At 38.8% G+C, this 18,454-nt stretch carries 14 protein-coding genes; all 14 read right to left on the minus strand.

Annotation, left to right across the window (positions count from 1 at the left end):
- Window positions 1-1,037 (minus strand): 16S rRNA (cytosine(1402)-N(4))-methyltransferase RsmH (gene rsmH / locus IIC38_09285; GenBank protein MCH8126141.1); only part of this gene is annotated, 1,037 nt, incomplete at its 3' end.
- Between the two features lie 40 nt (window positions 1,038-1,077).
- Window positions 1,078-1,488: a hypothetical protein gene (locus IIC38_09290; GenBank protein ID MCH8126142.1), complete on the minus strand. Its 411-nt coding sequence runs from the start codon at window positions 1,486-1,488 to the stop codon at window positions 1,078-1,080.
- A 329-nt stretch (window positions 1,489-1,817) separates the two neighbouring features.
- Window positions 1,818-4,598 carry an AAA family ATPase gene (locus IIC38_09295; GenBank protein ID MCH8126143.1) on the minus strand — a complete coding sequence of 927 codons (2,781 nt, stop codon included), beginning with the start codon at window positions 4,596-4,598 and terminating at the stop codon, window positions 1,818-1,820.
- Between the two features lie 51 nt (window positions 4,599-4,649).
- Window positions 4,650-5,768: a metallophosphoesterase family protein gene (locus IIC38_09300; protein ID MCH8126144.1), complete on the minus strand. Its 1,119-nt coding sequence runs from the start codon at window positions 5,766-5,768 to the stop codon at window positions 4,650-4,652.
- Window positions 5,769-6,019: 251 nt separating this feature from the next.
- Window positions 6,020-7,021 (minus strand): tRNA pseudouridine(13) synthase TruD, encoded by a 1,002-nt coding sequence (gene truD / locus IIC38_09305; protein ID MCH8126145.1) that lies wholly within the window; start codon window positions 7,019-7,021, stop codon window positions 6,020-6,022.
- 741 nt (window positions 7,022-7,762) lie between these two features.
- A complete protein-coding gene (locus IIC38_09310) occupies window positions 7,763-9,613 on the minus strand; it encodes an excinuclease ABC subunit C (protein MCH8126146.1) in 1,851 nt (616 codons plus the stop codon).
- 45 nt (window positions 9,614-9,658) lie between these two features.
- Window positions 9,659-10,693 carry a quinolinate synthase NadA gene (gene nadA / locus IIC38_09315; protein MCH8126147.1) on the minus strand — a complete coding sequence of 345 codons (1,035 nt, stop codon included), beginning with the start codon at window positions 10,691-10,693 and terminating at the stop codon, window positions 9,659-9,661.
- A 74-nt stretch (window positions 10,694-10,767) separates the two neighbouring features.
- The gene (gene nadC / locus IIC38_09320; GenBank protein ID MCH8126148.1) at window positions 10,768-11,634 is read right to left on the minus strand and encodes a carboxylating nicotinate-nucleotide diphosphorylase; all 867 of its coding nucleotides are present in this window, start codon (window positions 11,632-11,634) and stop codon (window positions 10,768-10,770) included.
- 15 nt (window positions 11,635-11,649) lie between these two features.
- Window positions 11,650-12,969 carry an amino acid permease gene (locus tag IIC38_09325; GenBank protein ID MCH8126149.1) on the minus strand — a complete coding sequence of 440 codons (1,320 nt, stop codon included), beginning with the start codon at window positions 12,967-12,969 and terminating at the stop codon, window positions 11,650-11,652.
- Window positions 12,970-12,985: 16 nt separating this feature from the next.
- A complete protein-coding gene (locus tag IIC38_09330; protein MCH8126150.1) occupies window positions 12,986-14,137 on the minus strand; it encodes an aminotransferase class V-fold PLP-dependent enzyme in 1,152 nt (383 codons plus the stop codon).
- Between the two features lie 69 nt (window positions 14,138-14,206).
- Entirely contained in the window at window positions 14,207-14,533 is a 327-nt protein-coding gene (locus IIC38_09335) for an ATP-dependent Clp protease adaptor ClpS (GenBank protein ID MCH8126151.1), read from the minus strand.
- 49 nt (window positions 14,534-14,582) lie between these two features.
- A complete protein-coding gene (locus tag IIC38_09340) occupies window positions 14,583-16,136 on the minus strand; it encodes an aldo/keto reductase (GenBank protein ID MCH8126152.1) in 1,554 nt (517 codons plus the stop codon).
- Window positions 16,112-16,690: a cob(I)yrinic acid a,c-diamide adenosyltransferase gene (locus IIC38_09345; GenBank protein MCH8126153.1), complete on the minus strand. Its 579-nt coding sequence runs from the start codon at window positions 16,688-16,690 to the stop codon at window positions 16,112-16,114. Before IIC38_09345 ends, IIC38_09340 begins: the two co-directional genes overlap by 25 nt.
- A gap of 273 nt (window positions 16,691-16,963) precedes the next feature.
- On the minus strand, window positions 16,964-18,085 hold the full coding sequence (locus tag IIC38_09350) for an aminopeptidase (protein ID MCH8126154.1): 1,122 nt from the start codon (window positions 18,083-18,085) through the stop codon (window positions 16,964-16,966).
- Window positions 18,086-18,454: the final 369 nt, after the last annotated feature.

Consider the following 18,454-nt stretch of genomic DNA (forward strand, 5'->3'; position numbering starts at 1 on the left):
TTTAACTTGCCTGGTTGATCACAGATGCAAACCGGAAGTTCCGGTGGACAAACACAACGTTTAACATTCGCACGAAAGAACTGTTTGATTAAACGATCTTCCAGTGAATGATAAGAAATGACAACAAATCTCCCCCCCACTTTTAAATGATCCAGGGATGATTCCAATGCCCTACGTAAATGTAACATCTCTTTGTTGACTTCGATTCGAATGGCTTGAAAAATCCTCGCTAATGATTTATTCACTTTAGTCGGTCTGATCACTCTTTTGATAATCTTAGCCAGATCTATAGTCGATTCAATGCGGCCTTTTTCCCTTTCCAGCACAATTTGTCTTGCAATAGTTCTGGACTTTTTCTCTTCTCCATATTCAAAAAATATCTGTGCAAGCTCTCTTTCTTCGCAGCTATTAATGATTTGACTTGCACTGATCTTATTCGTTGAATCAAATCGCATATCCAGAGGGCCTTCCCTCATGAAGCTAAATCCGCGATTCGGTGAATCTATCTGGTGGGAAGAAATACCTAAATCCATGAGTATCCCATCCACTTTATCAATTTTTTGCTCCTCCAGAAAAAAGCCTAATTCGCTAAAGTTTGTTTGAGCCAAACGCAGTTGCGCTGAAAATCTATGTAATCGACTTCCGGCAAATTGAATGGCTTCCTGATCCTGGTCCATTCCCAAATAGATGCCAGAGGGAGTAAGGCGTCGTAGTATTGCTTCCGCATGTGCACCGCCTCCCAAAGTACAATCCAGGTAAACACCTTTTGTATTGACTAAAATCCAAAATAAAACTTCGTCCAGTAGTACCGGCACATGGTATGCCGAATCATTGCTGTTTGCCTGGTCAGTCAATCTACAAAATCCTCGACCCGAGAACCTTTCATTTGATATAGAAAAAAGGAATCCCAGGTCCACTTTACCTGCGATAGTAAGTTTAGTTTGTGTAGTCGGTTTACCAAATTCTTCTTCAAGGAGTACTGTTTCAAAATTTTCATTAAAATCACAATACTCATCGTTTATAAATGATGTTGCCATTGCTTAGTTTTTATGTTTATAAAAATTAGATACTAAAGTTTTACGAATCGCTTTGTTCGTACTGATCTAAATTATTAGGTGACCAGATTTCGAAATAGGTTGATAATCCGAGGAGTTCAACTTCCCTACCAAGACTCACACGTTCTTTCATTTCCGGTGGTAGATAAAAACGTCCTTGCTTATCAATTTTCACAGTTTTCATGCTGCGTTGCAAAACACGCATTTTCCTCAATACTTCTTCATTGTTTTCATGGTCCAGGTCGGTAAGCTTTTTCATTCTTCCTTCCCATTGGGAATTGGGATATGCTAAGATGCATCTTTTATGACCATCGACTGCCAAATAAAGCAGATCGCGCTCATGTTCATCGATGCTCTTGTAAAAAACCTTGGGCAAGCTAAGTCGTCCTGTCTCTTCGAGAAGCGCTGTAGCGCTTCCATTAAAGGTTCCCAATGTCAACCTTCCTGTTTATTCCTAATTTGTCCTAATCCTTCCTAACACATAGAAAAATACGATCAAATACACACATTGTCAAGTATAATTCTAATTATTTTGTGATTTTTCTTAATCACGAGATAAATAGGTTTGAAAGTGAGAAAAGGAAGTCAAAAAGAGAATTATATGTTACTTAACTTGTTATTATTTATAGGCTTATTTGATGAATATAACAATTTATTGAAGTTTAATATTAGGCGGTGATTTTTATTATCGATCAAAGAAAAAATAAAATAGGAATAAAAAGGAGAGTGTTTTTTAAAACTAACAGTTGATTTTCTGCTGCTTTACACGTTGGTTAATTGAATCAATTTGTACTCGGATTCTGCGGAATTGTTTTTGAACCAGTCCACGATCATCGGATCCTTTGTGAACAATAAATTCTGATTATCTTTACTTAAATCTCTTAAGAATTGCAGCATATTAGCTAATCTATCAGGATCGAAGTGAATGAATGGGTCATCTAAGATCAATGGAATTGGCTCTCCGTTTGTACTCATTAAACGGGATAACCCCAAACGCAAAAGTAAATACAACTGTTCTTGTGTTCCATAACTCAGCGATTCCGATGACCCCAAAGTAGATGTTTCCGGCAATAATAAATTAATCGACATATCCGAAGGATTGATATGGACCTGGGAATATTTTCCACCAGACACTATGTCTATTGCATGGCTCACCGATTCATTTAAACCGGGAATGACTGTTCGATGATATTCAGTAGACACTTCCAGTAAGATATTTTTAGCCAGTTCAAGCGCATCTCGGGTTTCCTCCATTACCCTAGTTTCAGATTGAAAATGGACTAAATCTTCTTCCACTTCTGCCAGTGGGCGATGTTGATCTAAAATTGTCTTAATTTCGGTTTCTATTACACTTAATTGCCGTTCCTGCTGTTGACGTTCAATATCCACTTCTTCAAATTCATTGTTCAAAACCGGTAGTGTTAACCTGCTTGATTTTTCTGTCATTTTAGGGAATTTATTCAACAGAGTTTCTCTTCTGTCAAATAATTCCTTCAACTCAGTTTGGATCTCGCTTTCCGATTGAGTCGTTAACAGTCCTTCGATTGCAGAGAGGCATCTCTCCTCTTCCTTTTTAAGGCTATTCAATTGTTTCTTTTTTTGATATTGACGATCAAATTCTTCTTCAGCAGCTGTTAATTCCCCAACCTCAAGACCAACCTGCAAAAACAATTCCTGCAATGCCGATTGATTGTCATTCATCCGACCGGTAATCGATTCACAATCTTTCTGGTTTTGTTGAATCCTCATTAAAATACTCTGGAGCTTTTGTTCAATCTCATAATATTGAGCATATTGAAGTGAAATTTTTTCGAGTAATTCAGGTTGAATCTCTTTGATATCCAATAATTGAAGATATTTTAAGAGTTGAAATTCGATTGTATCCCGGCTCTCCAAAGACCGGTTACGATTTGAGGCCAATCCGATATATTTTTGATTTTGCACTTGTCTTGTTACCAACCCACTCAAAGATTGTACACCATAGTGTTGGAGATAGGTTTTGAGTTCATTTTGAACACTTTTTAAGCTACCACTATAATTACTCATTTCTGTTTTGATTTGATCAGCCCGATCGGCAATTTTTTTACGCGAGTTTCGATAAATTTGGTAAAAAATCCCACCCAAAACCAGCAACCCTGCCGCAATTGGAAAGCCAACTACAAATTGAGTATACATTCCGATTGATAAAGCGGTCAAAGAAGCTATTGGAAAAACTGTTATAGTAACTACTCGCACCCACCCTTTAGCCCAGGTTTGGTTTTCCAAATTATCGTATCGATCTTTTGTCTGCTCGATTTTTGACTCTACCTGTTTTTTCTGTTCTTCCAATTCGGATATTTTACTGAGTTCAGCCGGATCCAGGTTCTGAAGATCCTTTAATGTGTGCAATTCAATTCCTGCTTGGAGCAAGGATAGTTCCTCCTGGTCTAATATGGATTGCGCTTTCACTAACTCATTATTGCGCTCCAGCCATTGTTGTTTGAATGCATTAAATTCAGGATATGAAAGGGAAGATTGAATTGCATCGAATTGACGAACAGGCTCTTTCTGTTGTTCTATTTTTTTTACTTCTTCTCCAAAATTTAAGATATCCTGTTTCTTGTCTTTTAATTGCTCTTCATAATTAATTTTGTTTTGCCTGCGCCGCATAATTGATTCGCGTAATTCTTCCGGAAAATTTTCCAAACTTGAGAGTGCTTCGATCTCCCCTTTTATCCTTTGTATTTTTTTATTATAAATTGAAAGCTGTGCAAATTGTCTTTCTTTATCATCGATTTTTCGGGTTAGAATAAAATAATTCAATTCGATTTTTTTGTTATTTTGCTTGTCTAAGAATTTTTCAAGCTTACTTTTTTCTAATATTTTTTCTTTCAATTGATCTCTTACACGGATTTGTTTTTCATATTCTTCTTTAACCAATTTGAATTTTTGTTTTAATTTCGAGATCGGCTTTGAGGTACTGCGATCGGAACCAATTTCGGATATTTTCTTCTGCAACCGTTCAATGGCTTCCTTTGAAGACGTATCTTTAGAGCCTGAATCCAAAATAGCAATAATATCGTTCATCAGATCACCAGATCCGGAGATGGCGCTTACTTCACCCTGTCGAACAAATGAAGTCGCTTCAAATAACTCCTTTTCCATGCCGATATGCTGTTTTTGAAATAATACATTTCCGTGTCTTCCCGAAGGAAATTGATCATTAATTTGTTCACCGGTTATACTGTCAAAGAGTTTAGTTGAGGAGTTTTCAATATCAAAATTTCGATCTATTTGGTAGTCATTTCCATTATTCAATTGGTACCATAATTGACCGCCATAATTGACTTTTTGCCAGGGTTTGAATCTTTCGTTTCTAAGGTTCTCTTGTCTTGAAGCGCGATTCGCTTGAAAAAATCCAAAAAAGAAATAAAGCAGTGCCTGTTGTAAAGTAGACTTTCCACTTTCATTCGGACCGAAAATAACATTCATACGGGGATGGAATTCAATCAACAAATTTTGAAGTTTACCGAATCCGTGAATATTTACTTTTTGAATGATCAAATCACGAACCTAAATATTAACGGACACAAAAATATTCCCAGTCTATTTTTTTCATCTCTCTTTGCTTTCAAAAGCATTTAACCCAAAAAGTAAGGCTTGCTGTAATTTTTCTTTCTCATCAAGAATGGCATTTTCTTGCATCATCTTAATCCTTCGAACAAACTCTCCCCGAACAGTATTCTCCTGGGATAAACTTTCAAAATCGTAGCATGGCTTGGTTTTATTGATTAATTGGCCTTCATTACTGTTAATAAAAACTTGCTCCTTTAGAAGCGCAAGATCCAAATCCAATTCCGGGTGGATTTGCCCGGTAATTTCTATTCTAAATAAAGTAGTCTTACTACTTTGCTCTCGAACACTCTTTTCGATTAGATTCTTAATTTCATCCCGTGTGTTTGCATTGCTTACATCAACTTGCATTTGAACAAAGTTATAATGGTTAACTGGAAAGGTTTCAATTTCTATTTGATTATTGTTTATTGAGACCAAAGCAACTGAATGCATGCCCTTCTCTGCAAACCCAAGCGGTTCAGGACTTCCTGGATAAATGAGTTTTATTTTAGCACTCTCTCCAATTTTTCCACGATGATAGTGACCCAATAATGCCACATCAGCGCCGGTTGCTTCAAGGTTTTCCAAATTGAATGGAGCATGTTTTCCTTTATTTGGCGGAATGTTAGACATATCAGAGCCGTGGAAAAGCAAGACATTTATTCCTTGTCTATCTACTTTAAAATTTTCTACTGGATTTTTATGATTGGAAAAAGAACAATGCGCCATTCCCCATAAAGTCACATTTGCTGCTAGTCGAATAGGACTAAAGGAAGATGTTTGAAAAATATGCACATTGTCAGACCAATCCAAATAATGGTACATTGATTCCGGCATCCATGGATCGTGATTACCAGGTGCAATAAATATTTTTTTCCCACCTAAACTTTGCAGTTGCGTGCGCAAAAATTCACCGGTATCTCTTGTAAATCGTTCGTGCTCGTATAAATCCCCACCAATTGTAATTATATCCACTTTTTTTTCCGTGGCCAAGTTTATGATGCGGACAAATGCATCTTTCAAGGCTTCCCGATATTTCCTTGCTGTTAGACTAGGGAACCCTAAGCCAGCAAAAGATGAATCGAGATGCAAATCGGCAAAATGTAATATTTTTAACAATCTCAGCCACCAAGTAAAAAAGAAATAAATTCAGTCAACGATCTTTGAAGTGAGTTCGACATAATTAAAACTTAAGGGGAATAGGCATTGTTATCAGCCTTCGACTCCACTCAGGCAACTGAATTTGAGCCATAGTGAGCGGAGTCGAACCATGAATTCACTTATGTCGAACTCAGGTTATTTAAAGTCAATCTTTTGATAACCATGGTTGCATAGCTTCCCGGGGGGGTAAAACAAAACTAACACACATTTTAAATTTCCCGGGATATAAAAGGAGACCTTAATTGCTCATTATGCAAATTATGTTCTTTAAGGAGTTCATTCATACTTAAATTACACTTTTCCAGTCCACAAGAATTATTTTCTCCGGGAACCGAAAATTTCAAACTGTCCAAATATGCTTTTCTTTGTAGATCCAGTTTGTAGTAAAAAGCATAATCTTGCCAGGCGCCTTTTCTATAAATTATTTTAGATTTGACTTCTTGACGAATGACCTGGGAAAGAATTTCATTCCACAAAAAAGAGTAACCTGCAGAAATCATTATTCTAAGGTCTAAGCGATTCAATTTTGAAACTGCGCCTTGAATATCATTTGGATTTTTTTTGAGATAATTAAAAGCACTTTTGAGATCTTGAGGGATTTTTGCTTTTGCAAGGTTGCCCCAATCCCCCCAATGTTGATTCAACAGACCAATTGTATATTCATCAATTTTCTTAGATTTTTTAAGAAATTCCGAACCATAAGATCTCAAAGCAGATTCATACTCTTTACGAAAGATATGAAAGGCCAGTGAATTTATAGGTGAATACTGTGAGCGAAAACGTTGATCATCGTAATAGTTTGGGATACCGTAATTTGTTGCTAATATTTTTTGTTTGTGAATATTTTCAATTTGGAATACAATTAAATCCCGTAAAGTAATCTTAAAATAATTTCCATTCAATTGATTGGGAGTAATGGCTTGATTCGCATATCCTATTCTTTGAGCTGAGAATTGGTCAGTCTCAATCAGATCCGGCCCGTCTCCTTTTAACGAGATGTGTTGCGTCGTAATTCCATGCCTATCTTTCATGCCAGCAATGGAAAAGGATTTTATTGGTTTATTTATCCATTGACCAAGTTTCTTAACGAGACCATCGGTCGTTAGATTTATTTTTCTAACTTTGTAAATTGCAAAATCACCGGAAGTTTGAATGGAGGTATTGATTCTTTCTTCAACCACAAAATCTTCAGGGATGCATTTTAGCTTCATATTTTAAAATCTGAAAAATTACTATAATGCTGACATTTACGACCAGAAATCTTTTAATCTATAACAAAATAACTTGATAGAAACAAGATTTCTCCTCGCGAAGTTTATCCAGAGACTTTGGACTTCGTTCAAGATAAACTTACCGAAGGGCTTCGTCGAAATGACGAGTCTGTTAATCTTTCAGAAGTTTCCTGATAATAAAAATAAATAATTGGTGAAAATTTTGTTTGAATATAACTAACCTGATCTATTCATAAACCTTATCACTGTTAACCTGGATAATTCATGAACCTTATCACTTCATCCAGGAGGGATCTATTTTGCAACTATTTTATACTTGCAATTATACTTTTTAATTTTATGGAAATAGATTCCGTCACGCGACGGGATGACATAGTTGGAAGTTTTAAGCATGAAAGCATGATTCATGAATTATTCAGGCTAAAAATATTTAATAGTTGGCTATACCTTAAATCAAAAAAGAAAAATATTTCTTCAATTTCAATATAAACAAAGAATGTATGTTGATATAAGAATGATTGGTTCTAAAAACCGCTAAAGCGGTTGAAAAACATTCATAATCCTATTAACACCCTGGCTTAAGCCAGGTGTTAATGACAAAAAAACAATATGTTATAACCGTTTCAAAGCAATGACCTTTTTAATTATCATTTTAAATCTTGTTCAGCCTGTCTTAATACTTTGAAGAATAAGGACACATTATTATGATGATCCCAAATTTTACGAATGGCTTGATTTATTACCATTTTTGAAGTGATCATACAGTTTTTCAGCCACCGTCTCAGGAATACCATCCACTGCTTTCAAGTCATTTACATTAGCAACTTTAAGCCCGCGTATCGATCCGAAATGTTCGATCAGTAGTTTCCTGCGTTTCGGACCTATTCCGGGAATTTGATCAATTTCTGACATGGTTAGCCGTTTGGTCCGCAAAGTTCGATGAAACTTCACTGCAAAACGATGTGATTCATCTCTAACCTGTTGTAATAATTTAATTGCCGGAGAACTTTTGGGAATATTTTGAGGATCGGGAAAATCCGGAATAAATACTTCTTCCAGTTTTTTCGCTAAAGAGATGATCGGCTGCTCATCAAGACCTAGTTCTTCCAGCGAAGCAAGAGCGCTGGATAGCTGTCCCTTGCCGCCATCAATCAAAATTAAATCAGGCAGCTCTGCTTTTTCATCCAACTGTCGGCGATAGCGGCGAAACACAACTTCCTTCATCATCGCAAAATCATTAATACCATCGACACTTCTAATCTTAAAATGCCTGTAATTTGATTTGCTTGGCTTGCCATTGATAAAACACACCATGGATGCGACCGGGTCTGTGCCGGAGATATTTGAAATATCAAATGCTTCAATTCGTTTTGGCAGTCTTTGCAGCGACAAAACTTCCTGCAAAGCTGAAACCGGTCCGGCAATTTTTTCCTCTTTTTCTTTCATCTTTTGCAGTTTAAGCTCTCCAAGTAGTAGCTTCGCATTTCGAGTGGCCAGGCGAACCAATTTGGCTTTTTCACCCTTTTTAGGCGCGATCAATGTAACTTTCGCTTCGCGCTTCTGCGTGAGCCAATTTTCAAATTCAATAGGATCATCAACATCCTCGGGTATAAATATTTCGCGTGGGATAAAATCAACTTTTACATAATACTGCTGCAAAAAGGCGTGCAATATTTCCCGGGTCGATTGATCTAAATATCGGCTCAGGAAAAAATGATTCCGGCCTACGATCTTACCTTCTCTCACTTTAAAGATGATGCCGCAAGCCGTGTCATCTTCACTGGCAATTCCGACCACATCCCGATCGATATCATCATTCGAAACGACTTTCTGCCGTGCTCGAAAAATCTCGATGGCATTAACCTGGTCACGAATCCTGGCTGCTTTTTCAAATTCCATTGCCCGGGCAGATTTGCTCATCTCTTCACGCAACTGTTTAACTACTTTGGCTTCTTTACCTTCTATGAAAGCTACTGTTTGATCAATAATTTTATTATAATCAGCTTCAGTTATTAAACCTTCACATGGACCTAAACAGCGATGAATATGGAAATCCAGACACAATTTTACTTTACGATTTTTAACTGTATCTTCGTCCAATCGGTAATTACAACTGCGGATGGGGAAAATTCTTCTGACCGCTTTTAATAATCCTCGCATAGTATGAACATCTGTGTAGGGGCCAAAATATTTAGAGCCATCACGCACAATATTCCGAGTCGGGAATATCCTCGGAAATTCCTCTTTTGTGACTCGAATGTAAGGAAAACTTTTGTCATCTTTCAAATTGATATTGTAGCGTGGTTTATATTCTTTGACCATGTTGGCCTCGAGAATGAAAGCCTCGGACTCGGAATCCGTAGCAATCCATTCCAGATCACCAATTTTCTTAACCAGGGCGGAAAACTTTGGCCCCTCAAACCTGCCTTTCTGAAAATAGCTTCTGACCCGAATTCGCAGATTTTTAGCTTTACCTACATAAATTACCTTGCCCTGTTTATTTTGAAAAAGATACACCCCTGGATTCTTGGGAAGACTACCGAGTTTCTTGGTTACATTTTGTGCAGGCATGCTAAACTTTTTATTCCGGGTGACGGGTAAAAATATTTAAAAATTTTAACCAATCGCAAGCATTCTTTGTACAGCATTATAGGCTCTGGCCCTGATATCTTCCGGAACTTCAATAACGTATCGATTGAATTTCAAAGCATTCAAAGTTTCTTCAAGTGTAATTTGATTCATATGTGGGCACCTGACACTGCAAAATCGCAGCATTTCTTTTTCCGGGTTGGCGGCGGCAACATTATCTCCCATGGAACACTCCGTTAACAATAAATATCTTTTGGCGGTCGTTTTTTCCACATACTTAATCATCGCAGTTGTGCTTCCGGAATAATCGGAAGCTAACACAACTTCCGGGCTGCATTCGGGGTGAGCCAAAATAATCACATCTTCAAATTGCGCACGAGCATTTTTTATATCTTCAACAGTAAATTTATCGTGAACTTCACATAAGCCATGCCACCCGATGAGCTCGTAATCTTGATTCTTCCGGGAATCTCCGTTACCGTTACCATTTGGGAAAATGATTTTTTTGCCGGTTTCTCTTGCAACATTCCTGGCTAAATATTCATCCGGGAGAAAAATGACAGTATCCGTATCCAAAGATTCTACAACGGCAGCTGCATTCCCGGAAGTACAACAGATATCAGATTCGGCCTTTACGTCAGCATAAGTATTGATATAAGTCACCACCGGGATTCCCGGGAACCGGCTTTTCAGATTGCGAACGTCTTCTGCCGTGATGCTGGCGGCTAAAGAACAACCTGCCTCTTTGGCCGGCAACAAGACCGTTTTCTCCGGATTTAAAATCTTGGCAGTTTCTGCCATAAACCGGACGCCGCAAAATATGATAATGTCTTTGTCGGTTTCCGCTGCCTTGCGGCTAAGCTCTAAGGAATCCCCACCATAATCCGGGACAAAATGGAACAATGCCGGCTCCATATAATTATGGCCCAAAATTACAGCATTTTTTTCCACTTTCAATCGGTTGATTTCGTAAACCAATTCCGCTTTATAACGCAATTCAAATTCCGGCACAATACGATTTAGTTTTAATCTCATTTGTTCATAAATTTTTTCGACTGACAACTTAATACCTCCAAATTAATCATTATTTGATTTGTACGTTATAAAGTTCTCCGAAAATCTATTTTGCTTCATTTTTAATCTAATAAAAAACTAATATCCAATGCTTTTACCGAATGAGTCAACATACCAACAGAAACATAGTTTATACTTGTTGCAGCAATCGAACTGACATTTTCCAAAGTTACATTTCCCGATACTTCTAAAGGGATTTGTCCTTTCGTAATACTCACGGCTTTTCTTATTTCTTCAATAGTCATATTATCCAAAAGAATTCTATTCGCGCCAAGTTCAAGCGCCTCTCTTAACTCGGCATGATTCTTTACTTCTATCTCAATTTCCAGGTTTTGTTTATGCTCTTTTAATCCTTTTTTTATTGAATTTACTGCACTGGATATGGAGCCTGCCAGTTTAATATGATTCTCCTTTATAAGCACCATATCATGCAGTCCAAAGCGATGGTTTTCACCCCCACCTAAACGTACCGCCCATTTATCCAGAATGCGTAAACCCGGTACAGTCTTTCGTGTGTCAAGAATTACGGTTTCAGTACCTGCTATCCTTTCTACAAATTTACTGGTTAATGTAGCGATACCTGACATTCGCTGCAAAAAGTTCAAGGCAACTCGTTCGCCTGCCAATAATTCATAAGCAGAACCACAAATATCGGCAATGATAGAGCCGCGCTCAACCCGGCCGCCATCCTGGAATAAATTAGTGAACCGGATCTTATTATCCAGGCAATCAAACACCATTTTGGCAACAGCTAAACCTGCAATGACTCCGGCTTTTTTACCAATGAATTTACCTTTGATTACGTGATCGCTACCCTCTAATAACGATGAGGTTATATCACCTTTGCCGATGTCTTCTTTTAAAGAACGTTCAACAATTTCTTTTATTTTCGCTGAATCAATATTATCTAATTTTAATCCTGAATTCATATATTTTTTGTTGTTTCAACCTGATTTAACTTGTTTCTTTTTAAAAAAGTAAAATAAGGGCAACCCAATGAGTAAAAGTGTCAACCCGGCGCCGGCCTGCAGAGGCCTTTCGATTAAAGTATTGATTACAAACCAGGAAGAAATCAGGATAAAAACCAATGGAGTGAATGGATAACCTAATGTTTTATAAGGACGATGGGCTTCTTTCCTTTTGAATCTAAATAAGATAACCACACATGCTGCTAATGTAAAAAATATCCAATCCGTAAAAGTAACGTAGGTAATCACGTCTTCGAATGTACCCCAAAAAATCAAAATGACAATTGCCCATATCGATTGCAAAATGACTGAGTTAACCGGAGTTTGGTATTTGGGATGCACTTCCGCAATCTTTTTGAAAAATAAACCATCTCGAGCCATGGCAAAATAGATCCGGGGGGCGGAAAGTGTGTAGATCAAAGCCGTTCCAAGCGTTGATATTGCGATGATCACAGCTACCAAGAACCCACCATTTGGAACGACTTTACTGACTGCATCCGCAGCAATACTTTCCGATCGGGCCATTTCTGCTACCGGCATAAGAAACAAGTAACTAAGATTGGTCAGCATATAAACCACTGTCACCACAAAAGCTCCGATAACCATCGCTTTTGGGATGGTTGAACTGGCATTCTTCGCTTCTCCTGATAAGTAAGATGCATGTTGCCATCCGCCGTATGACCAGAGCACTCCCACCAGGGCAAGGCCAAAAGCGCTGAGCAAACTTCCACTTGAGGAGATTACGAGAGGATCATTAGTTTGCAAAGTCGTAAAGGATCCCATGAATAAACCGATCCCAATCACGGTTGCAATCCCGATCAATTTGAGTCCGGTAAACAGATTCGAGAAATATTCAACAAGTTTTACCCGGAATATATTGATAACCGTGATGCAAACAATGGCAAGTATTGCAACCCATAATTTGCCGGATTCACCCATTGGAAAGATAAAAGACAAATAATAGCTAAATGCGATGCATAAAGCCGCAATTGCACCCGAGTTAATCACCGTAAAATAAGCCCATCCGTACATGAAACCGGCAATATCTCCATAAGCTTCTTTTAAATAGACATACACACCGCCGGCTTTAGGAAACATACCTCCCAATTCCGCAAAGGTAAGCGCTCCTGTTAAAGCGATTATACCTCCTACTGTCCAGACAATCAAAATAAGTGTTGGAGACGGCAAATGGCTGGCAATTTGAGAGGGCGTTATAAAAATACCGGAGCCGATACACGAACCAATTGCAACCATCGTTAGCCCGTAAAGGGACAATTCTTTTCTGAGTTCAGTCATAGGTTATGTTAGAATATCAACACGCCATTTCAGGTAATAATTTAGCTAAAGCTACCATCAATTTTTCTACATCTTGTTCAGTGTTATATCCTTGTATGGATATTCGAATGAGGGACTTATCCCGACACTCCATAACCGGAATTTCGATATTGAATTCATCGTAAAGCCGTTGTTTAAATAGCTCCCGGTCCATAGTGGGTAAAGGCTGGGCAACCATTTGTTGGAACCATCCGTCATTTCCCGGACAAATAGGATCCAGTCCGGTTACTTCAATGAGTTGACTTCGAGCTGAAAGTGTCAATTCATGACACTTTTTTAGGATTGTCTGCCATTCATCTTTCTGCCAGAATTTGATTGCTGCAGAAACTGAAAGATAAGCCGCGATATCCCTGGTCCCCTGGAATTCATTCTCCTGGATGAATGGTGAATCCTCTACAGATTTATTTCCCCAGCTGACGATCAAAGGCTCGATTAGAGATTGAACCTCTGGTCGGGCATATAAAAAAGCACACCCTTTTGGTGTTAAGAGCCATTTATGGCAATTCCCGGAATAAAAATCGATACCCATTTCTTCGAGATCGATGGGTACCTGACCGGGACCATGAGCGCCGTCGACAAGTAGTATAATGCCTGCATCTTTTGCTCGTATGGTCAATTCCTTCAGCGGCATCGTGAGCGCTGTTGGTGATGTGATATGGCTAATAAACAGCACTTTGGTTCGATTTGTAACCCCGGACCAGATTGTCTCAATGACTTGTTCTTTTGATTCTATTGGCAATCGTAACGGCTGCCGGACATATTTCGAACCTCGTTTTTGACAAATAAATTGCCACATGCGATCCATAGCGCCATATTCATGATCTGTGGTTAATATTTCATCGCCGGGCTCTAATTTTAATGAGTGTGCGACAATGTTCAGTCCTGTCGTTGCATTTGGCACGAAAAAGAGATTCTCGCCGCTGGTGCCTAAAAATGTCGCCAATAATTTCCTGGCTTTCTGCATTAAAGTTCCGTGTCGACGACCCAGGAACTCTACCGGTTGTTGTTCCAGTTCAAGTTGCCAGTTTTGGTATACTTCAAAAACAGGCTTGGGACAAGCGCCAAATGAACCATTGTTCAAAAATACAATGTCAGGCCGGATATAAAAGAGATCGCGAACGTTGTTCATGAAGATCCTTTTTTGATGATATTATGCATTCTTATTTGTTTATTCATCATAATTGCAGTACTAATATCTCTAAGCGGATTCCGCTGGTTCAATCGTAGCCGACATTGATCCTTTGCAATGGGGTATTCTCCAATCAGCACCATAAGCATGAATCTGGTCACGCCGATGTTCGGCCCGCTCCTTATTTGTCGTATCAACAATTACCCTGCCGGCGCTATCCACTTCGCATGCCATCTGGAATGCTTTTGACTGGATATACCCGAAAATACTCATCAGCATTTCGATCACATAATCATAAGTGTGGTTACTATCATCCAATAACACAACATTATAGAGAGGCACCAACCTGGTTTTTGGTTTTTTCTTCGAAATTTTCTTCGTTTTCGGAAGGGAAATTGTACCCGGTTTTCCAACAGATTTATTTGGACTCTCAAAACCAAATGCGTCAGCCAAGCTGCAAATCTCCCAAAATTTGATTTGCGTTTTCTATTTTTCCCGAAGCAAATGTGTCTAATGCATCCGCCACATACTTCATTTTTCGCATACCCAAAAGGACACAATCTACCCCTCCGGTTGAACTTAATATTCGCAATGTTTTTTGGGAGAGAGTTGAAGAATTTGTCAAATCAGGACAAAGCGTACTTAATTTCCCTGAGATCTCATTTGAATGTAGTGCTACCTGGTTTTCATAATGAAGCGTTATGACTTCACACAATTTCCTAACGATTTGCATATATTTCTTCGACCAATTCTGCCATGCAGTGTCGGCTTTCAATTTTTTATTGATATAATTTATGTATGAAGCAATCTGCGGAATGAGAATATTTTCTTTGACATGATCCCATTGAGACCAACTTTGAAAACTCTCCAGGGAAAATTTTAATTGTCCGGAGATCAGGAATACTTTTTCCAGACTTTCTTTTGAAATTTCACCCAGCAATTTTTCGATGATCTCTGTAGTAAAAACAGATTCGACTTCCTGCAGTTCTTGTAAATGAACCTCAAATTGTTCCCGAATGATGTTTGGGTCCGTTTCGCGAAAACTGGCTAAGCGAACCATACTATCCTTTGCCATTGCATTTAATGGCCGGTTGACCAGCGTGGCCAATTGGTTTTCACTGGCGAAATCAAGCAAGGACAACTTATCGGAAACCTGGTTTAAAGTTAAACAAGCGCCGGTTTCATAAAGGTTGAACGGAAATTGAATCACTTGAAAATGATGACCGCTGGAAATCTCATTGGCAATGTCATAAACCTTTTCTAATGAAGTGAACTCAAAATCCTGAGATGAATTAGGAAATGTGTTGGAAGAAATCCCATAATATTGAATTTTTCCTTCGGCTACTTTCTGCTCCATCCATTCGAAGGCCAATTTTATCCGCCTGTAGTATTCTTCCCTGGCAGCTCTCAAATCAAGTTCTGCTTTTTTCCGGGCGTCCGAAAGAAAATATTCAGGATTGTGCAACAGGTAAGCATCCAGATGATCTAATTGCAATCGTGATAATGACAAACGCAATTGATCCTGCAAAAAATCCGGGTGAATACAGTGCCAACAGCCGTCCATATATTTGACCATGTCCGGAAAAGGGTTGCCACCACTTTCCCGATCTTGAACCAAATTTAAATTTTGTCCCTGCACATAACCGACCTTGGAAACGACAACTACTTCATCTCGAGAAATTTGTTTGATTGCACTCAATTCTTGCAGAGTCTTACCAATTAATAACTCACTGCCGCCATCGGTGTAATTACTGGAGGTATCGATCAGGTTAATGCCATTCAGGAAGGCGTGATTTAAAGCCGCGGCATGCTGTTCAGAGGAATTGTGCACACGATAGCCGCCAAAACCGACCTGGCTGACTGACCAACCGGTATTGCCGAACTGGCGAATAGCGCTGGAATTGAAATTTTTATCCTGGAGTTTTTTGAAATAATTTGATGTTGCTTCGGGAGTAGCCATTTTATTTTTTTTATCTATTCCCTCTTTCCTGGCTGCCATAAATTCTCTTCCTTGCCAAGTTGCCTGGAAACAAATCGAGCGGCAACAAATAACCAATCACTCAAGCGATTCGTGTAAGGAATTTCCACACCATCTAAAGATTCGGATTCCGACATCTTTACGAGCCCTCTCTCGACCCTTCGACAGACTGTTCGGGCAGCGTGTAAATAAGCGGAAATTTTACCACCTCCCGGCAGTATAAATGATTTCAATGGTTCGAGGTTTTGGTTCATGTCGTCAATTTCCTGCTCCAGTCGTTTGATATCGGTTTGAGTAATTACCGGCGTATCTGGCCGCCGGTCTTCCGCAAGTACGGCCAACTGTGAGCCGAGATCAAATAACTCATTTTGAATCCTCAGGATTGAACTTTGTAATTTTGTCAATTTTTTCTGATCGTCCAAATACTCCCCCACTATGCCCAAAAATGAGTTCAATTCATCAACACCGCCATAAGCTTCAATGCGAGCAGAAGCCTTGGATACTTTTTGTCCACCGGCTAAAGTTGTTTTTCCCTTATCACCGGTTTTTGTATAAACTTTTGTTATACGGACCATGTGTTAACCAAATTAAAATTCAATAACAATGAAAACAGGTGGTTTAGTAAAAACCACACAAAATCCTAGTGTTTTTTGGCAAGAAAATCAAGGTTTATTTGGGTTGAATTAGTTAGAAGATTCTAGCTCAACTTTAGACGAAAACACACTCCTGAAAATCTCGTCGTGGAGGTTGTTGCAGAATAGGCAAAAGCCTGCTTGTTTTGACTGTCTGCTATTCGCGGTCCATCTTTTTGTCCATTTTTAAGGTATATTGGATCATAAAGTAATAACTTATGAAGATTTTAAATTCTCCGGATTCAAACCATGCAACTGGTTTAGTACAAATTTCCCATCTTTGCGGATCAACTCCCCTTCAAAATAGATTTCACCTCCACCCATTTCCGGAGTTTGAATATTTACCAAATCCCAATGCACGGTCGATTGGTTACCATTGTCGGCTTCTTCATAGGCTTGTCCGGGGGTAAAATGAAACGAACCTGCGATCTTTTCATCAAACAGGATATCCAGCATAGGTTTGGTGATATATGGGTGGAATCCAATGGCAAATTCACCAATATACCGTGCACCTTCATCGGTGTCCAAAATTTCATTCAATTGATCGGTTTTATCGGCAGTGGCTTCTACAATTTTCCCTTTCTCAAAATGAAATTTAACATCGGAGAATGTGATTCCGTGGTAAATTGTTGGAACATTGTACGCAATGGTTCCTTCGACAGAATTTTTAACAGGAGCAGTAAAAACTTCCCCATCAGGAATATTATGTTTTCCCTGGCAAAGGATTGCCGGAATTCCCTTTATTGAAAATCGTAAATCCGTGCCAGGTCCTTTAATATGTACTTGGTCGGTTTTTTCCATCAATTCATGAAGCGGCAGCATAGCCTTTTCCATTTTGGCATAATCCAAAGTACAAACATCGAAAAAGAAATCCTCGAATGCATCCGTACTCATACCGGCTTGCTGAGCGAAAGATGACGTTGGATATCGCAGCACCACCCATTTTGTATGATTAATACGTTGTTCAAGATGAACCGGCTTAAAGATAAGCTCCTGGTATGATTTTTTCTTTTCTTGGGGAACATCTGACATTTCATTGATATTCAACCCGCCACGAATACCAATATATGCATCCATTTTTTTCATCCATGCAAGCTCCATTTCACCGATCAACTTTAGCTGCTCGTCAGAAGAGTGAAGCAATAGTTCCCGCATGACAATATTTTGCCTTTGCCAGACATAAGGTTTGGCCCCAACTTCGACAGCAGATCGAATGAGCGCTTGCACCAATGACTCAGGGACATCCCCAGCTTCGATCAACACATTCTCACCTGACTTTAATTCGGTTGAGTAATGAATTAATACGTCGGCAAGTTTTTGAATCCTGGGATCTTTCACTGGTTAAACCTCATAGTAAGATGAATGTATGGATATAAACTGTCCCATGCAAAAAGAAGTTAGCTAAAACTTCGATGGCGCTATTGTACATTCCCGGAATACTCAAAGTCCCACCCGTTTCGTTTAATCGTAGCAGGAGTGGAAAATGCTGATTTTAGATATAATGGCTGCGGCTTTTATTGGGATTTATGATATTCTTCGATATAAATAGGAATTACGATCCTTTCTGCCTTTTTTTGTTTTGAACCTCAAATAATTGCAGATTAGCTAAGTGGTCTGTTTCATAAATTCGGTGACGTATTTTTAAACGGAGCTATAAGCTGTAGTAATTTGTTTATCTCAATTACCCCTCCTAACCTCCCCTTATCA

This window comes from candidate division KSB1 bacterium, assembly GCA_022566355.1.
GTDB lineage: Bacteria > Zhuqueibacterota > JdFR-76 > JdFR-76 > DREG01 > JADFJB01.